The sequence below is a fragment of the Bradyrhizobium zhanjiangense genome (genome assembly GCF_004114935.1).
GTDB classification, from domain to species: domain Bacteria; phylum Pseudomonadota; class Alphaproteobacteria; order Rhizobiales; family Xanthobacteraceae; genus Bradyrhizobium; species Bradyrhizobium zhanjiangense.
This window is the reverse complement of record NZ_CP022221.1, coordinates 3,261,684-3,278,124: the sequence shown is the minus strand read 5'-3', so window position 1 is coordinate 3,278,124 and position 16,441 is coordinate 3,261,684. Positions and strand designations below refer to the sequence as shown.

Sequence of the window (16,441 nt, the reverse complement as noted above, 5' to 3'; positions counted from 1 at the left end):
AGGCACGATGCTGAAGGAGATATCTCACAAGACGGCGGCGATCTTCGCCGCCGTCGCGGTGCTGACGGTCGCATTTGCGGCGACCGTTCGTGCCGCGGATGACGCAACCGGCAATCCTCTGCAGGCACAGATCGACCACGGCAAATCGACCTATGCCGAAAAGTGCTCGCACTGCCACGGCCCCAACCTGATGAACTCCGGCACCATCACGCCGGACCTGCGCGCGATCCCCGACGACAAGACGCGCTTCGTCACCACGGTGAAGAACGGCAAAAACAACAAGATGCCGCCCTGGGGCGACATCCTCAACGACGACCAGATCGGGGACCTCTGGGCCTTCATCTCCAGCCGGAGGAAGCCATGAGGCGTTGGCTCGCCGCGTGGAGCGTTGCGGCGATCCTCGCGGCGGCGCCTGCGGTTGCGCACGCGGCGGATGACCCGCTGAGGATCTGTCTTGATGAAGGCCGGCCGCCGCTCTCGGTGCATCAAAAGGGCAAGCCGGATGCGGGCTTCGACGTGCTGCTGGCGCAGGCGGTCGCCGAGCGCCTGCGACGGCCGCTGACGATCCAGTGGTTCGAGAGCAAGCTCGATGAGGATTCCAGCCCACAGCTCGAGGCCAATGCGTTGCTCTCGGACGGACGCTGCGCGCTGGTCGGCGGCTACGCGCTGACGCTGGATTCGCTCGTCAAGCCCGGCATGAAAACGGCGCGCCTGCCGGATTTCGCCGGCGCCACGCGCGAGGACCGGCGGCGCCGCGTCGCGCTCGGCGTGCTCGCACCCAGCCAGCCTTACGTCTATTCGCCGATGACGGTGGTGCTCGGGCCGAAGGCGAAAGGCCGCAAGATCGGCGACATCGGCGATCTCGCCAGCCTTCGCCTCGTCATCGAAAGCGGCTCGCTCGGCGATGCCATCCTGATGACCTTCGACAAGGGCCGCCTGATCGACAACATCACCCATCTCGTGCCCGGCCGCGACGACCTCCTCGGCGCGCTCCAACGCGGCGACCATGACGCGACGCTGATCGATCTTGCGCGCTTCGATGCCCATCGCGCCGCGCACCCCGATACGGCGATCACCGCGTCCGGCTACTATTATCCGATCGGCGCCAATCGCGGCTATGTCGGGCTTGCCAGCGATCCCGCGCTGATCGAGGCAGTCAACACGGCGCTTGGCCAGCTTGCCGCCGAAGGCAAGATCGCCGAATTCGGCAAGCAGGCCGGCCTCACCTATCTGCCGCCGCGCGAGCCTGCGATCCTCGGCGATGTCTGGATGAAAATCATTCAGCGGTGAGAGTTCGTCGCGAAGAGCGATGGCACGCGGGCGTATCCATCAACTCCGCCGTCATTCCCCGCCACCGGGTCTCGCCTTCGGCGAGCCCGATGACAGGCTCCGGCGGGGAATCCAGTACGCTCGCACAACATTGTCGGCGACCGGCCGCAGCGCGACGAGCCTAAAGCGAGATGGGATTGGGACGAGTCGTCGTCGCACTTGAGGTTATTGTTTGAGCATGATCTTTTCGGAAAACCGCTGCACACTTTTCCGGATCATGCTCTAATGCTCGTTCGAGCTCGCGGTGCCCTGCTGCGCCTTGTGGATCGAGGACGGCACCACGCCGAAATATTTCCGGAACACGCGGCTGAAATGCGATGAGCTGGAGAAGCCCCAGGAGAACGCGACGTCGGTGATGGTCTTGCCGGCGTGGGCCTCGAGCTCCTGGCGGCAGTTCTGCAGGCGCGCCTGCCAGATGTAGTCGCTCACCGTCGTGCCGCGCTCCGAGAACAGCATGTGCAGATAGCGTTTGGAGCAGCCGAGCTCGGTCGAGATCTGATCGATGCACAGATCCGGATCGCGCAGATGCTCGCGGATGAAGAACTGCGCGCGCACATACATCGCTTCCGGTCCGACACGGTCGAACATCGTGTCGGCCTCGCGCAGCGGCAGCAGCAAGAGGTCGATCAGCGAATCGGCCACGCCGACCGCGCTGTTCGCCGACAGCTTCGCCGCCTCGTCGAAGGTGGCGTGGACGAAATCATGGGCGATCCGCCCCGTCCCGGTCTTCGCCGACAACTTGCACGCCGGCATCCGCTGCGAGGGAAAGCCGCGGTCGCGCAGCAGCGCCTTCGGCACGATCACCACGTCGTGGCGGGTGAAGGCGGGGCTGATGATCGAATGCGGGCAGGAGACGTCATAGGCGATGATGTCGCCAGGGTTGAGTTCGATGTGGCGGCCCTCTTGTTCGAAATAGGACACGCCGTAGGTCTGGAAGTGAATCTTGATGTACGGATGTTCGTTGGCCTTGGCGCGCGCCATCGTGTGCGCGATGCGGTGCTGGCTGACCTCGATCTGGCAGAGCTTCAGGCGCGAAACGGTGGTGTAGTCGATGCGACCTTCGAGCGAGGAGGCCTCCAGCGGATCGACGTCGAAATAGCCGCACAGGCTCGTCAGCCCATCGATCCAGCTCTGGATCTGCCGCTTCGGCGTCAGCCCGGTCGTCGAGAGCGTGTGAATTGTGTCGGACATTGATCCAGCCACTGGTTTGATCCGGAGATTCGACGCGAATCGCGACCAGCGCTGCTGGAGCCCTCAGCCGTGATTGCGTGACGTTTACCTCAAACTTAGGCGATCTTTTGGAACTTGCGCCTCCGTTCCACTGCCACCTTTGAAACTTAATCCTCCGCCTTAGTTGCAGCGCCGTCAAGGGGAACATAGGCGCGGACCGCCGCGCAAGCCGGCGCGGAAACCGCTGAATTCGCTACTGCAAAATCAAAATCTTCGCGCCCGTGCGCTGTCGAGCAAACCGGCTTCTCTCTTGGGCAAGTTTCCCGTTGACGAAGTCGTTAGGGATTGCGGCAGGAACAACAAGAACGGGCCGCTCCTGCACACACGGACCCGTGGCTCTCATCAGGAGGAGGAAACAGCACAGCATCGTTTCTGGTCTCGATCGTGACCGCCCTGCACGAGCAGACGCCGGACGAGAAGCCCGGTGATTAAGCAATGCTTCGGAAACAATAAACGACCAACGGAGGAATTAACTATGCGCAAGGTGCTACTGGCGACCTATCTTGGCTCCGCGGCGGCTCTCGCCGTCGGCAGCGCCTCAGCCAATGACGAGCTGATCAAGATGTCGCAGAACCCGAAAGACTGGGTGATGCCGGCGGGCGATTACGCCAATACCCGCTATTCCAAGCTGAACCAGATCAATGCACAGAACGTCGGCAAGCTCCAGGTCGCCTGGACCTTCTCGACCGGCGTGCTGCGTGGTCACGAAGGCGGCCCGCTGATCATCGGCAACGTGATGTACGTCCACACGCCGTTCCCGAACAAGGTCTACGCTCTTGACCTTTCCAACGAGAACAAGATCATCTGGAAGTACGAGCCGAAGCAGGATCCGAACGTCATCCCGGTGATGTGCTGCGACACGGTCAACCGCGGCCTGTCTTACGGCGACGGCAAGATCATCCTGCATCAGGCCGACACCAACCTCGTCGCGCTCGACGCCAAGACCGGCCAGGTAGCCTGGTCGGCGACCAACGGCAATCCTGCGAAGGGCGAGACCGGTACGTCTGCCGCGCTGGTCGTCAAGGACAAGGTCCTGGTCGGCATCTCCGGCGGTGAATTCGGCGTGCAGTGCCACGTCACCGCTTACGATCTCAAGAGCGGCAAGCAGGTCTGGCGCGCCTATTCCGAAGGCCCGGACGATCAGATCAAGCTCGATCCGGCCAAGACGACGTCGCTCGGCAAGCCGGTCGGACCTGACTCCAGCTTGAAGACCTGGCAGGGCGATCAGTGGAAGATCGGCGGCGGCTGCACCTGGGGCTGGATCTCCTACGATCCCGCTCTGAACATGGTCTATTACGGGTCGGGCAACCCCTCGACCTGGAATCCGAAGCAGCGTCCCGGTGACAACAAATGGTCGATGACCATTTTCGCGCGCGACGCGGACACCGGCATGGCCAAGTGGGTCTACCAGATGACGCCCCATGACGAGTGGGACTATGACGGCGTCAACGAGATGATCCTCACGGATCAGCAGATCAATGGGCAGCCTCGCAAGCTCCTGACCCATTTCGACCGCAACGGTCTCGCCTACACCCTGGACCGTGAGAACGGCGAACTGCTGGTCGCCGAAAAGTACGATCCGAAGGTGAACTGGACCTCCGGCGTCGACATGAACAAGAGCTCGCCGACCTACGGCCGTCCGAAGGTGCTCGACGCAGCTTCGACCGACAAGGCCGGCGAGGACGTCAACGTGAAGGGCATCTGCCCGGCCGCGCTCGGCACCAAGGACGAGCAGCCGGCAGCCTACTCGCCGGACACGCAGCTGTTCTACGTTCCGACCAACCACGTCTGCATGGACTACGAACCGTTCAAGGTGAGCTACACCGCGGGCCAGCCCTATGTGGGTGCGACGCTCTCGATGTATCCGCCGCAGGGTGAAAGCCACATGGGCAACTTCATCGCCTGGGACGGCAAGACCGGCAAGATCGTCTGGTCGAACAAGGAGCAGTTCTCGGTCTGGTCGGGTGCGCTCGCAACCGCCGGCGGCGTGGTGTTCTACGGCACGCTCGAAGGCTACCTGAAGGCAGTCGATGCCAAGTCTGGCAAGGAGCTCTACAAGTTCAAGACTCCCTCCGGCATCATCGGCAACGTCACCACCTATGAGAACAATGGCAAGCAGTACGTTGCCGTGCTCTCCGGCGTGGGTGGCTGGGCCGGCATCGGTCTGGCAGCAGGTCTGACCGATCCGACCGCCGGTCTCGGCGCCGTCGGTGGCTACGCGGCCCTCAGCAACTACACGGCGCTCGGCGGTACGCTGACCGTGTTCTCGCTGCCGAACTAGGCCCCGCTCAGCATCGCTCCGGCGCGTGGATCAACTCCACGCGCCGGCTCGTCTCCACCGAACGCCTTCGAGGAAAATCTCTTGCGTAAAATCTGCTCTGCCATTGCTGTGATAATCTTCGTTGCGTCCGGAGGAGTTGCGGTCGCGGACGGTCCGGGAGACCCGACCGCGGTGAAGAAGGAAGACGACGGGAAGTGGCTCGATAAGGAAGGAAACCCGACCTACAAGATTTCGGCCGACGGCACCGTGGACTGGTTCACCTATTCCGGATACCGCCGCTATCACTCAGACTGCCATGTGTGCCATGGCCCCGACGGCATGGGATCGACCTACGCACCGGCGCTGAAGGATTCCGTCAAATCGATGAGCTATGGCGACTTTATCGGCGTGATCGCCTCCGGTCGCAAGAACATCTCGACCGCGCAGGAGAACGTCATGCCGGCCTTCGGCGACAACCCGAACGTCGCCTGCTACATGGACGATCTCTATGTCTATCTGCGCGCCCGCTCCACCGACGCGTGGGGCCGGCAGCGTCCCTCCAAGAAGGAGGAGAAGACAGAAGCCTACACCAAGGCGGAAGACGCCTGCATGGGCAAGAAATGAACGTTGCCAGGATCGCCGCGACGACGTCCTGGCGTCCTACGAAGATTTGAGGAGTTTACGATGAAGACACGTGCAGCCGTTGCTTTCGAAGCCAAGAAGCCGCTCGAGATCGTCGAGGTCGACCTGGAAGGACCGAAGGCCGGCGAAGTCCTGGTCGAGATCAAGGCCACGGGCATCTGCCATACCGACGCCTATACGCTCGACGGTTTCGACAGCGAAGGAATCTTCCCGTCGATCCTGGGCCATGAGGGCGCCGGCCTCATCCGCGAGATCGGTCCCGGCGTGACCTCGGTGAAACCGGGCGACCACGTCATTCCGCTCTACACGCCGGAATGCCGGCAGTGCAAAAGCTGCCTCAGCCAGAAGACCAACCTCTGCACTGCGATCCGCGCGACGCAGGGCAAGGGCGTGATGCCCGACGGCACCAGCCGCTTCTCCTACAAGGGCAAGCCGATCTACCACTACATGGGCTGCTCGACCTTCTCGAACTTCACCGTGCTGCCGGAGATCGCTGTCGCCAAGATCCGCGAGGACGCGCCGTTCGACAAGAGCTGTTACATCGGCTGCGGCGTGACCACTGGCGTCGGCGCCGTCGTCAACACTGCGAAGGTCGAGCCGGGCTCCAACGTCGTCGTGTTCGGCCTCGGTGGTATCGGCCTCAACGTGATCCAGGGCGCCAAGATGGCCGGCGCCGACAAGATCGTCGGTGTCGACATCAACGATTCCAAGGAAGATTGGGGCCGCCGCTTCGGCATGACTCACTTCGTCAACCCGAAGAAGGTCACCGGCGACGTCGTCCAGCACCTCGTTGGCCTCACCGACGGTGGCGCCGACTACACCTTCGACTGCACCGGCAACACCACGGTGATGCGCCAGGCACTGGAAGCCTGCCATCGCGGCTGGGGCACCTCGATCATCATCGGCGTCGCCGAAGCCGGCAAGGAAATCGCCACACGGCCGTTCCAGCTCGTTACGGGACGCAATTGGCGCGGCACGGCATTCGGCGGCGCGCGCGGCCGCACCGACGTGCCGAAGATCGTCGACTGGTACATGAACGGAAAGATCCAGATCGATCCGATGATCACCCACACGCTCAAGCTCGAAGAGATCAACAAAGGTTTTGACCTCATGCACGAGGGCAAATCCATCCGCTCCGTCGTCGTGTTCTAGGTCACAGCCATCACACCCAGGAGGATCGACCCATGACTGTTGCACTCCATCCATCGATCGACAATGGCATCAAACAAGGCAGCGGCAACTTCGCCGGCGGCACGCTGGTCTGCAAATGCAAGGACCATCCGGTGAAGGTCGGCATCAAGGGCGACGTCGCGCACAACCACGCCTGCGGCTGCACCAAGTGCTGGAAGCCGCCGGGCGCGACCTTCTCGGTCGTCGCCGTGGTGCCGCGCCAGAACGTCACCGTGCTCGAGAACGGCGACAAGCTCCAGATCGTCGATCCCGCCGCGGTGATCCAGCGCTATGCCTGCAAGGCCTGCGGCACGCACATGTACGGCCGCATCGAGAACAAGGGCCATCCGTTCTACGGGCTCGACTTCATCCATCCCGAGCTGTTCCAGGAGCAGGGCTCGCAGGCGCCGCAATTCGCCGCCTTCGTCTCCTCTGTGATCGAATCGGGCGTGAAGCCGGAGCAAATGGCGGGCATCCGTGCGCGACTGAAGGAGATCGGGCTGGAGCCCTATGACTGCCTGTCGCCGGCGCTGATGGACGCGATCGCGACCCACGTGGCGAAATCCAAGGCCGCCTAAGAAGGCCGCCCGAGCGAGGGCCGCCGAGCCCTCTCAAGCCCTATCGGTTCGCTGGTGCCGACCAGCGCCAGCGAACCGAATCGGTCCCATCCGGGACCATCGCGGCGATGCCGCGCTTCTGCACCACGCGTATGTGAGGGCCATCAGCTCCTCAGTCCTGGTCTCTGAATGACTGCGCAGGGCCGCAGGCTTCTTGCTTGAAGTTCGCGGTGCTTGCGTTCTCCCTCCCTCGACTGAGGCATCCTGCTTCGTCCGTGCAGTCTTCCTGGCGGACGAAGCTTTTTTTGGTTGCGCCCGTCTCATAAGTAGCGCGGCATCAAGCCGCGCCCTGCTTTTGACAAACCATCGATGCAATCTCTCCGGGTGAGAACACTCGGCTGTGAACGCCGGTCCGACGCGATCTCTGCTACGGTCGCGCCGTCACGATGCCGCGCGAAATGCAAACAATTAAGAACAAAACGGGAGGTATCGAGCACATCCGGACATTGCGATTTGTATTCCTGCCGCCCGCCGGGATCTGCCCGCGCAGGATAATGCGGCCGGAATGCGGCGACACGACGCAACCGGCATTACGCCCGGTCGGCGTCGTTAGTTTTGAATTGAACAGGCTTATGAAGAGCGAGGGACGATCATGATCAAGGTGAAGATCAACGGCCAGGAACAGAGCTGGGACGGCGACCCGGATCTCCCGCTACTCTGGTTCCTGCGTGACGAGGCCGGACTGACCGGCACCAAATTCGGCTGCGGCCAGGCCCTGTGCGGCGCCTGCACCGTCATCGTCGACAAGCAGGCCGTCCGCGCTTGCATCACGTCCGTGAACGACGTTGCCGGACGCGAGGTCACGACGATCGAGGGACTGCACCCCACCGGCGATCACCCGGTGCAGAAGGCCTGGCGCGAGCTCAACGTGCCTCAATGCGGCTTCTGCCAAGCCGGCCAGATCATGCAGGGCGCAGCACTCTTGATGGATAACCCAAAGCCCTCGCACGACCAGATCCGCGAGGCGATGTCCGGCAACATCTGCCGCTGCGGCTGCTACCAGCGCATCGAGAACGCCGTCCATCTCGCATCGACTGGAGTGTGACATGAATTTCATCGACAATCCCCGCAAGCTTCGCGGCTTCGAAAAGCACATCAGGGTCGAGAAAGTCTCGCGCCGGAGCATCCTGAAGGGGCTCGGCGTCACCGGCGGCTTCGTGCTTGCAGCACCCGTGATGTCGCGCCAGGCATTCGCCTATGAAACAGGCGCGGGAAAGATGCCGCACGGCGTCGTGGTCGATCCGCGGGTGTTCGTTTCCGTCGCGCCGGATGGCATCGTCACCATCGTTGGACACCGTTCGGAAATGGGCACCGGCGTGCGCACCAGCCTGCCGCTGATCGTGGCCGAGGAGATGCAGGCCGACTGGTCCAGAGTCAAGGTGCAGCAGGCCCATGGCGACGAGGTCAAGTTTGGCAACCAGGACACCGACGGCTCGCGCAGCACGCGGCACTATCTGATGCCGATGCGCCAGATCGGCGCCTCCGCCCGCACCATGCTCGAGCAGGCCGCGGCCAAGCGCTGGGGCGTGCCGGCGACCGAGGTCAAGGCCGTCAATCACGAGATCGTCCACAGCGCCAGCGGACGCAAGCTCGGCTTCGGCGAGCTCGCCGCCGATGCCGCCAAGGAATCGGTGCCGGCTATCGAAGGCCTCAAGCTGAAGAACCCCAAGGACTTCCGCTATCTCACCAAGGGCCAGATCGGCATCGTCGATCTCCACGACATCACCACCGGCAAGGCGCGCTACGGCGCCGACGTGCGACTGCCCGGCATGAAATATGCCGTGATCGCCCGTCCGCCGGTGACCGGCGGCAAGCTGGTCAAGTTCGAACCGGACGACGCACTGAAGATTCCCGGCGTCGAGAAGGTGATGCAGGTGCGCGGCTGGCCATGGCCGTCGAAATTCCAGCCGCTCGGTGGCGTCGCCGTCATCGCGCGCAACACCGGCGCGGCGATCAAGGGCCGCGACGCGCTCAAGCTCGTGTGGGACGACGGCCCCAACGGCAAATACGACTCCGTCGCCTACCGCAAGGAGCTCGAGGAGGCCTCGCGCAAGCCCGGCCTCGTCCTGCGTCAGGAGGGCGATGCGGACGCCGCCTTGAAGAGCGCCGACAAGGTCATTGTCGGCGAGTACTACATCCCCCACCTCGCCCATGTCAGCATGGAGCCGCCGGTGGCGGTCGCCGACGTCAAGGGCGACAAGGCGGAGATCTGGGCGCCGGTGCAGAGCCCCGGCGGCACCCGCGAGGACGTCGCCAAGACGCTCGGCATTCCCGAAGGCAACGTCACCGTCAACGTCACACTGCTCGGCGGCGGGTTCGGACGCAAATCGAAATGCGACTTCGCGCTCGAAGCGGCGCTGCTCTCCAAGGAGCTCGGCGCGCCGGTCAAGGTGCAGTGGACGCGCGAGGACGACATCCATAACGGCTTCCTGCACACCGTCTCGGTCGAACGGATCGAGGCGGGCCTCGACAAGAGCGGCAAGGTGATCGCCTGGCGCCACCGCAGCGTGGCGCCCAGCATCGCCTCGACGTTTGCCGCCGGCACCGTGCACCAGGCGCCGTTCGAGATCGGCATGGGACTCGTCGACATGCCGTTCGAGATCGACAACATCTCCTGCGAAAATCCGGAGGCGGCCGCACATACCCGCATCGGCTGGTTCCGGTCGGTCTCGAACATCCCGCGTGCTTTCGCGGTGCAATCGATGGTCGGTGAGATCGCGCAGGCGACCGGCCGCGACCAGAAGGAGACCCTGCTCGCGCTGATCGGCAGCCCGCGGATCGTCAAGCCCGCGGTGAAGGACCTCTGGAACTACGGCGAGCCCCAGGACAGCTATCCGATCGACACCGCGCGCCTGCGCAAGGTGGTCGAGCTGGTCGCCGAAAAGGGCGAATGGGGCCGTCAGGTCCCGAAGGGCCACGGCCTCGGCATCGCCGTGCACCGCAGCTTCGTCAGCTACATCGCAACCATCGTCGAGGTCGCGGTCGACGACAAGGGCAAGCTGACCGTGCCAAGGGTCGACACGGCGATCGACTGCGGCACCTTTGTCAACCCCGAGCGCATTGCCTCGCAGATCGAGGGCGCGGCGATCATGGGGCTCAGCATCGCCAAATATGGCGAGATCACCTTCAAGGACGGCAAGGTGCAGCAGAAGAATTTTGACGACTTCCAGGTCGTCAGGATCGATGAATCTCCTGTGGTGACCAACGTCTACATCGTGCCGCCCGGACCTGACACGCCGCCGAGCGGCGTCGGCGAGCCCGGCGTTCCGCCGTTCGCGCCGGCGCTGATCAATGCGATCTTCGAGGCGACGGGAAAGCGTATTCGCTCGCTTCCGATCGGCAAGCAATTGGAAGCGTGAGCCGGAACACAAGCGGCCTCGGGCCGTTTGCATCGATCTGACAGGAGCGGATCGATGACCAACATCTCAAAGGCGCTCGCAGTCTCGCTGTCGGGCGCCTTTCTTTTGACGACCGCTGGTGCGTTCGCCCAGAGCAACACCGCCCCGCCAACCACGGCGACGCGCCCCACCGCGCCGGACCAGAACTCCCTGCCCAACGCAAACGCCCCGCCCGCCTCGACCAGCCAGACCACCGGGCAACGCAACCCTGATCCGAAGGTTCGGGATATGAACCAGAAGGAAAAGGATAAGGTCGAGCGCCAGGGCAAGTAGCGCTCCGAGTTTGGTGCACTGATGTTGCCACGCCGTCATGGCCGGGCTGGTCCCGGCCATCCACGACCTTTGTCTCAACACGAAGAACGTGGATGCCCGGGACAAGCCCGGGCATGACGAGATCACGCAGCAAGGGCGTCATCACTTTAGCAAAAATGCGGCGGACGTTGCCGTCCGCCGCATTCGCCACCCCCCCGGCTGCTCCGCTTCTTCGATCCGCCCGCGGAGCTATTTCTTCAGCGCGAACACCCAGATGACGCCGCCCTGCGGGACGTTGGCTTCGATGCCAATGTTGTTGGTCGCAAGTGCATCCTGGATGCGCTGTGCGTCCACACCCCATCCCGACTGGATCGCGATGTACTGCGTGCCGTCGATTTCATAGGACACCGGCATGCCCATGATGCCGGAGTTGGTCTTCTGCTCCCACAACAATTCGCCGGTCTTGGCGTTGAAGGCGCGGAAGTTGCGGTCGTTTGTGCCGCCGACGAAGACGAGATCGCCTGCGGTCGCCGTCACCGATCCGAACAGCTGCGACTTCGGGAAGTTGTGCTGCCAGACCTTCTTGCCGGTCGCGGGATCCCAGGCCTGCAGTTCGCCGAAATGATCCGCGCCGGGCTTCGCCTTGAGGCCGATATCCTCCGGCTTGGTGCCGAGCCAGAGTTCGCCGGGCTTCAGCGCGACTTTCTCGCCGGTGAACCCACCGCAGAAATTCTCGTTGGCGGGCACGTAGACGAGGCCGGTCCTCTGGCTGTAGGCCGCCGACGGCCAATCCTTGCCGCCCCAGAGCGAGGGACAGAACTCCACGCGCTTGCCGATCACCGGCTTGTGCGCGGGATCGACGATCGGCTTGCCGCTCTCCGGTTCGATGCCTTTCCAGACGTCCGTGGAGACGAACGGCCAGCCGGCGACATAGTTGATCTTGGTCGGCGTGCGCTCGAGCACCCAGAAGATGGCGTCGCGTCCCGGATGGACGAGACTCTTGATATTGCGGCCGTCGCGCTGCAGGTCGATCAGCATCGGCGCATCGACCTCATCCCAGTCCCAGGAATCGTTCTGGTGGTACTGATGATGGGTCTTGATCTTGCCGGTGTTGGGATCGAGCGCGAGCACCGAGGATGTGTAGAGATTGTCGCCGGGATGGGTTTCGCCAGGCCATGGCGCGGCATTGCCGACACCCCAGTAGATCGTCTTGGTCTCCTTGTCGTAGTTGCCGGTCATCCAGGCCGAGCCGCCGCCATTCTTCCAGTCTTCGCCCTGCCAGGTGTCGTGACCGGGCTCGCCTTCGCCGGGGATGGTGAAGGTCCGCCACAGCTCCTTGCCGTCCTTGGCATCGTAGGCGGCGACGTAGCCGCGCACGCCGAATTCGCCGCCGGATCCGCCGACAATGACCTTGCCGTCGACGATCAGCGGCATCAGGGTCATGTACTGGCCCTTCTTGTAGTCCTGCACCTTGGTGTCCCACACCACCTTGCCGGTCTTGGCGTCGAGCGCGACGACGTGGTCGTCGGTGGTGGCGAGATAGAGCTTGTCCTCCCACAGGCCGACGCCGCGGCTGGTCGGATGCAGCTGGAACAGATCGTCGGGGAGCTGCCGCTTGTAGCGCCAGTATTCGTCGCCGGTCTTCGCGTTCAGCGCGATCACCTGCCCCATCGGGGTCGCCACGAACATCACGCCGTTGTTGACGATCGGCGGCGCCTCGTGGCCTTCGACGACGCCCGTAGCGAAGGTCCAAGCCGGCGTGAGGTTTTTCACGTTCGAGGCGTTGATCTGGTCGAGCGGACTGTAGCCTTGCCCGTCATACGTGCGCCGGTAGAGCATCCAGTTGCCGGGTTCCGGATTTTCCAGCCGTTGCGTGGTGACCGGAGAATAATTCTCGATCGGGCCTGATATGGCGGCGGTCGAGGCAAGACACGTGAAGGCGACGAAGCCGGACAGTAACCATTGCTTCCTGGACATGGACGTTCCCCTTTTCATCCGTTTGAATTCTTGTTGTGAATTCTTGTTGTTCGTCCCGTCCGCCCATCGGCGGATGCGGCCTCTCGTGACGCGGGCACGGCCCGCACCGTCCGTCATCCTGGCTGCGCGCCACCTACCTTTCCGATGAAATTGCCGGCGACGTTGAGCGAACCGTCAGCGAGTGCCAGCGGCAGCGCCGCAAGCCGTCGCGGCGCCGGCCCGAACACGACCTGCGCGCCCGCGCGGGGATCGTATTCGGAATTGTGGCACATGCACTTGAACACCTCCTTGTCGCCGACATCGCTCTTCACCCAGGCGGTGACGGGACAGCCCGCGTGCGAGCAGATCGCCGAATAGGCGATGATGCCGTCGACGGCACGCGCGCGGGTCTTCTCGTCGAGTTCGGCGGGATCGAGCTTGATGATCAGGATCTCGTTGAGACGCGAGGCGCTGCGCACCACAGACGTGTTGGGATCCTTCGGCCAGGCATGGACCGGCGGTCCGCCGGCCGGCACATCGGCCGCAGTGATGAGTTTCCCCTCCTTGTCGCCTTCGGAGAAGACCAGCACGTCACCCTTTTGTGGCCGTTCGTCGGAGCCGGGCGGATCTTCACCCGCGCGCGCCGGCGGCGAACAGCCGAGGCAAGCGGTGCTCGCAAGCGCGCCGAGCAGCAGCGTTCGCCGCGTCTGCTCGATGCCCGCGTCGACTTCGGGTTCCGTGGAATTCTCGGGGGATGCAGAATTGGTAGTGAACGATGAGCGCGACATGCACGCTAGCAGGCGCTGGAACTCTGCCGAAAACAAGGCGAAGAGTTGGCGCCGCAGTGCATCAATATGGCTTTGCTCGCTTTGATTGAGCGAGAGTGAACGCATTCAAGCGCGTTTTCGCAATTTCAACGTCATGCCGCGCGATTGGCATGATGATTTTGCAGATCAGGCCGATGCTGTTGGAATTGGTGCACCGCGATCTCAGTCGCAACGCAAAAGCGAAGCAAAGGAGCTGCGTATTTTGCAGGCAGGCCGCTCGTCGTCAGGACCGGAGCACATGACGCGGAGACGCGATACGGCCCGCGACTGTCGCCGACGCCATTTCGAAACTGTCGGCGATGCGCCGTGCCTTGTCGATGAAGAGCGCGGCCGCCGCCGGCGGGCAGACCTCGCGCGCAGTCTGCTCGAACAGGTCGAGCCAGCGATCGAAATGATCACCAACCAGGCTCAGCGGCAGATGCGCCCGCATCGGCGAGCCATGATAGCGGCCACTCATCAGGACGACCGACGACCAAAAATCCTTGAGCTTGGCGAGATGCTCATCCCAGTTCTGGACGATCGCAAAGACCGGACCGAGCCGTGCGTCCTCGCGCACGCGTCCGTAGAAGCGGGTGACGAGTTCTCCAATCATTTCCTCGGTGATCCCGGTGCGCTCGACCGCATCCTGGGTCAGCAGGTTCCGCCGCGCCGCCGCCGCCTCGCGCTCGGCTTTCAGTCGATCCGACATGTCCTTCGTTATCCGTTCCGATGTTCCCGCAAGCCGCCCCATTCGACATTGTCGGGCCAATTGCGCGCGGCTTCTTTGTCGCAGCGCAAATTGCGGGATCTGGCGGCGGACGCTGAGTGCCGCCGCCGATGCCTTCATCAGGCGCTATAGATGTAGAAGCCCTGCCCGGTCTTGCGGCCGAGATGGCCGGCATCGACCATTTCCTTGAGCAAGGGGGCCGGGCGGTATTTGGGGTCGTTGAAGCCTTTGTAAAAGACCTCCATCACCGAAAGCATGGTGTCGAGGCCGACGAGATCGGCCAGCGCCAGTGGCCCGATCGGATGGTTGCAGCCGAGCTTCATGCCGGCGTCGATCTCTTCCGCTGTCGCAATGCCTTCCTGGAGCGCGAAGATCGCTTCGTTGATCATCGGACAGAGGATGCGGTTGACGGCGAAGCCCGGGCTGTTCTTGGCCGTGATCGCCACCTTGCCGACGCGCTTGGCGAAATCCAGCGCCTTGGCGTGTGTGTCGTTGGAGGTCTGCAGGCCGCGGATGAGCTCGAGCAGCGCCATCACCGGCACGGGGTTGAAGAAGTGCATGCCGATGAACCGGTCGGGACGATCGGTCGCCGCGGCGAGCTTGGTGATCGAGATCGAAGAGGTGTTGGTCGCGACCAGCGTGCGCGGCGACAGCGTCGCGCAAAGATCCTTCAGGATCTTGACCTTGAGCTCCTCGTTCTCGGTCGCCGCCTCGATGACGAGGTCGCAATCCGACAGCTTCGACCGGTCGGTTGTGCCGGTGATGCGCTTGAGCGTCGCCTCACGATCGGCAGCCGACATCTTGTCCTTCTTGACCAGCCGCTCGAGGCTGCCGCCGACGGTCGAAAGTCCGCGGTTCACTGCAGCATCGGAAATATCGACCATCACGACCGAAAGCCCCGCCGCCGCGCAGACCTGCGCGATGCCGTTCCCCATGGTCCCTGCCCCGATGATGCCAACGGTCTGGATCATTGCGTCACATCCTTCATTCTTGGGGGGCTAGGACGGCCCAGCCCCGTTGTTCCTGCACCAGGGTCTAGCACCCCCACCGGGCGGGTGCGACCTGATCGTGCCCCTTCCATAAAGCATCCGAGGCGGGAATAAAGCGCCAAGCGCTGAACGGCGGCGACCGACCGTCAAATCGAGATTGGGGTAGACCCAGCACAATCCCGATTGACAGCCACTCATTATTTCCATAATCGTTGAAATATGGAAACGAAAGATGCCGTCGCGGCGCTCGCAGCGCTTGCACAGGACAACCGTCTCGAGGTCTTCCGCCTGCTGGTGCAGGCCGGCCCCAACGGCATGACTGCCGGCGCGGTCGCCGAAACGCTGGATCTCGCCCCCAACACGCTGACCTTCCATTTCGACCGGCTGCGGACGGCCGGACTCGTGACCGTCCGGCGCGAGGGACGCTCGATGATCTATGCGGCGCGGTTCGAAACCATGAACGCGCTCGTCGGTTTCCTGACCGAGAACTGCTGCGGCGGCGTGTCGTGCGCTCCGGCCACGCCTTCGAAACCCGCGCGAAAGCGCAGCAAAGTGCCAGCCTGAAAGGACCGACCATGAAGCGCCTGCACGTTCACGTGTCCGTCGAGGATCTCTCCCACTCGATCGGGTTCTACTCGGCCTTGTTCGCCAGCGAGCCCTCGGTCGTGAAATCCGACTATGCCAAATGGATGCTGGAAGACCCTCGCGTGAATTTTGCGATCTCGACGCGTGGCCGCGCGGCCGGCCTTGACCATCTCGGCATCCAGGTCGAGACCGGCGAGGAACTCCAGGAAGTCTACGCGCGACTGCGCCAGGCCGGCGGCAACGTGGTCGAGCAAGGGCAGACCACCTGCTGCTATGCCAAGTCGGAAAAATCCTGGATAGACGATCCGGCCGGCATCGCCTGGGAAACCTTCTACACCACGGGCGAGAGCACCGATTACGGCGACGGCAGCGGCGAGAACCGGGCGCGGGTCGCTCACGCAAAGCAGGAGCAGCAATCGGCCTGCTGCGCGCCGCAGGCAGCACCCACGCCGTCGCAGGCGTGCTGCTGAGCACGAGGAC

At 63.4% G+C, this 16,441-nt stretch carries 16 protein-coding genes; 11 read left to right on the top strand and 5 right to left on the bottom strand.

All coding sequences use genetic code 11. The annotated features are described in order from the left end of the window. Nucleotides 1-7: 7 nt before the first annotated feature. Together XH85_RS15315 and XH85_RS15310 are read left to right on the top strand one after the other, a co-directional pair. Nucleotides 8-364 (top strand): c-type cytochrome, encoded by a 357-nt coding sequence (locus XH85_RS15315; protein WP_128937282.1) that lies wholly within the window; start codon nt 8-10, stop codon nt 362-364. After that, nucleotides 361-1,290: a substrate-binding periplasmic protein gene (locus tag XH85_RS15310; protein ID WP_128932458.1), complete on the top strand. Its 930-nt coding sequence runs from the start codon at nt 361-363 to the stop codon at nt 1,288-1,290. The genes XH85_RS15315 and XH85_RS15310 overlap by 4 nt, the downstream gene beginning before the upstream one ends. 261 nt (nt 1,291-1,551) lie before the next feature. Here the strand turns inward: XH85_RS15310 and XH85_RS15305 are convergent, their stop codons facing one another. Continuing rightward, nucleotides 1,552-2,520 (bottom strand): helix-turn-helix domain-containing protein, encoded by a 969-nt coding sequence (locus tag XH85_RS15305; protein WP_091896399.1) that lies wholly within the window; start codon nt 2,518-2,520, stop codon nt 1,552-1,554. Nucleotides 2,521-3,034: 514 nt separating this feature from the next. Between XH85_RS15305 and xoxF5 the strand changes: the two genes are divergently transcribed. From xoxF5 to XH85_RS15265, 7 genes are all read left to right on the top strand, one after another. Then, complete coding sequence (gene xoxF5 / locus XH85_RS15300) at nt 3,035-4,840, top strand: lanthanide-dependent methanol dehydrogenase XoxF5 (protein ID WP_128932457.1); 1,806 nt, start codon at nt 3,035-3,037, stop codon at nt 4,838-4,840. Nucleotides 4,841-4,951: 111 nt separating this feature from the next. Further along, complete coding sequence (locus XH85_RS15295; protein ID WP_091896454.1) at nt 4,952-5,443, top strand: c-type cytochrome, methanol metabolism-related; 492 nt, start codon at nt 4,952-4,954, stop codon at nt 5,441-5,443. Nucleotides 5,444-5,503: 60 nt separating this feature from the next. Continuing rightward, nucleotides 5,504-6,613, top strand: a complete 1,110-nt coding sequence (locus XH85_RS15290) for an S-(hydroxymethyl)glutathione dehydrogenase/class III alcohol dehydrogenase (RefSeq protein ID WP_128932456.1) — start codon at nt 5,504-5,506, stop codon at nt 6,611-6,613. Nucleotides 6,614-6,645: 32 nt separating this feature from the next. Beyond that, a complete protein-coding gene (gene gfa / locus XH85_RS15285) occupies nt 6,646-7,209 on the top strand; it encodes an S-(hydroxymethyl)glutathione synthase (RefSeq protein WP_128932455.1) in 564 nt (187 codons plus the stop codon). Between the two features lie 631 nt (nt 7,210-7,840). Continuing rightward, nucleotides 7,841-8,293, top strand: coding sequence for a (2Fe-2S)-binding protein (locus tag XH85_RS15275; RefSeq protein ID WP_091896387.1), 453 nt, complete (start codon nt 7,841-7,843; stop codon nt 8,291-8,293). Between the two features lies 1 nt (nt 8,294). Continuing rightward, a complete protein-coding gene (locus XH85_RS15270; RefSeq protein ID WP_128932453.1) occupies nt 8,295-10,607 on the top strand; it encodes a xanthine dehydrogenase family protein molybdopterin-binding subunit in 2,313 nt (770 codons plus the stop codon). 54 nt (nt 10,608-10,661) lie between these two features. After that, nucleotides 10,662-10,919 (top strand): hypothetical protein, encoded by a 258-nt coding sequence (locus tag XH85_RS15265; protein ID WP_128932452.1) that lies wholly within the window; start codon nt 10,662-10,664, stop codon nt 10,917-10,919. A gap of 228 nt (nt 10,920-11,147) precedes the next feature. Here XH85_RS15265 and XH85_RS15260 read toward each other — a convergent pair whose 3' ends face one another. The 4 genes from XH85_RS15260 to XH85_RS15245 all read right to left on the bottom strand — a co-directional run bounded on the left by XH85_RS15260 (nt 11,148) and on the right by XH85_RS15245 (nt 15,358). Continuing rightward, nucleotides 11,148-12,875: a methanol/ethanol family PQQ-dependent dehydrogenase gene (locus XH85_RS15260; protein ID WP_128932451.1), complete on the bottom strand. Its 1,728-nt coding sequence runs from the start codon at nt 12,873-12,875 to the stop codon at nt 11,148-11,150. 113 nt (nt 12,876-12,988) lie between these two features. Then, nucleotides 12,989-13,642: a QcrA and Rieske domain-containing protein gene (locus XH85_RS15255; RefSeq protein ID WP_128932450.1), complete on the bottom strand. Its 654-nt coding sequence runs from the start codon at nt 13,640-13,642 to the stop codon at nt 12,989-12,991. A 262-nt stretch (nt 13,643-13,904) separates the two neighbouring features. Next, nucleotides 13,905-14,369, bottom strand: a complete 465-nt coding sequence (locus tag XH85_RS15250) for a group III truncated hemoglobin (protein WP_128932449.1) — start codon at nt 14,367-14,369, stop codon at nt 13,905-13,907. Between the two features lie 137 nt (nt 14,370-14,506). Further along, entirely contained in the window at nt 14,507-15,358 is an 852-nt protein-coding gene (locus tag XH85_RS15245; RefSeq protein WP_128932448.1) for a 3-hydroxybutyryl-CoA dehydrogenase, read from the bottom strand. Nucleotides 15,359-15,595: 237 nt separating this feature from the next. On the opposite strand from XH85_RS15245, the gene XH85_RS15240 reads away from it, so the two are divergent. Beyond that, nucleotides 15,596-15,940, top strand: a complete 345-nt coding sequence (locus XH85_RS15240; RefSeq protein WP_128932447.1) for an ArsR/SmtB family transcription factor — start codon at nt 15,596-15,598, stop codon at nt 15,938-15,940. Nucleotides 15,941-15,951: 11 nt separating this feature from the next. Then, complete coding sequence (locus tag XH85_RS15235) at nt 15,952-16,431, top strand: ArsI/CadI family heavy metal resistance metalloenzyme (RefSeq protein ID WP_128932446.1); 480 nt, start codon at nt 15,952-15,954, stop codon at nt 16,429-16,431. The last annotated feature ends 10 nt before the right edge of the window (nt 16,432-16,441 follow it).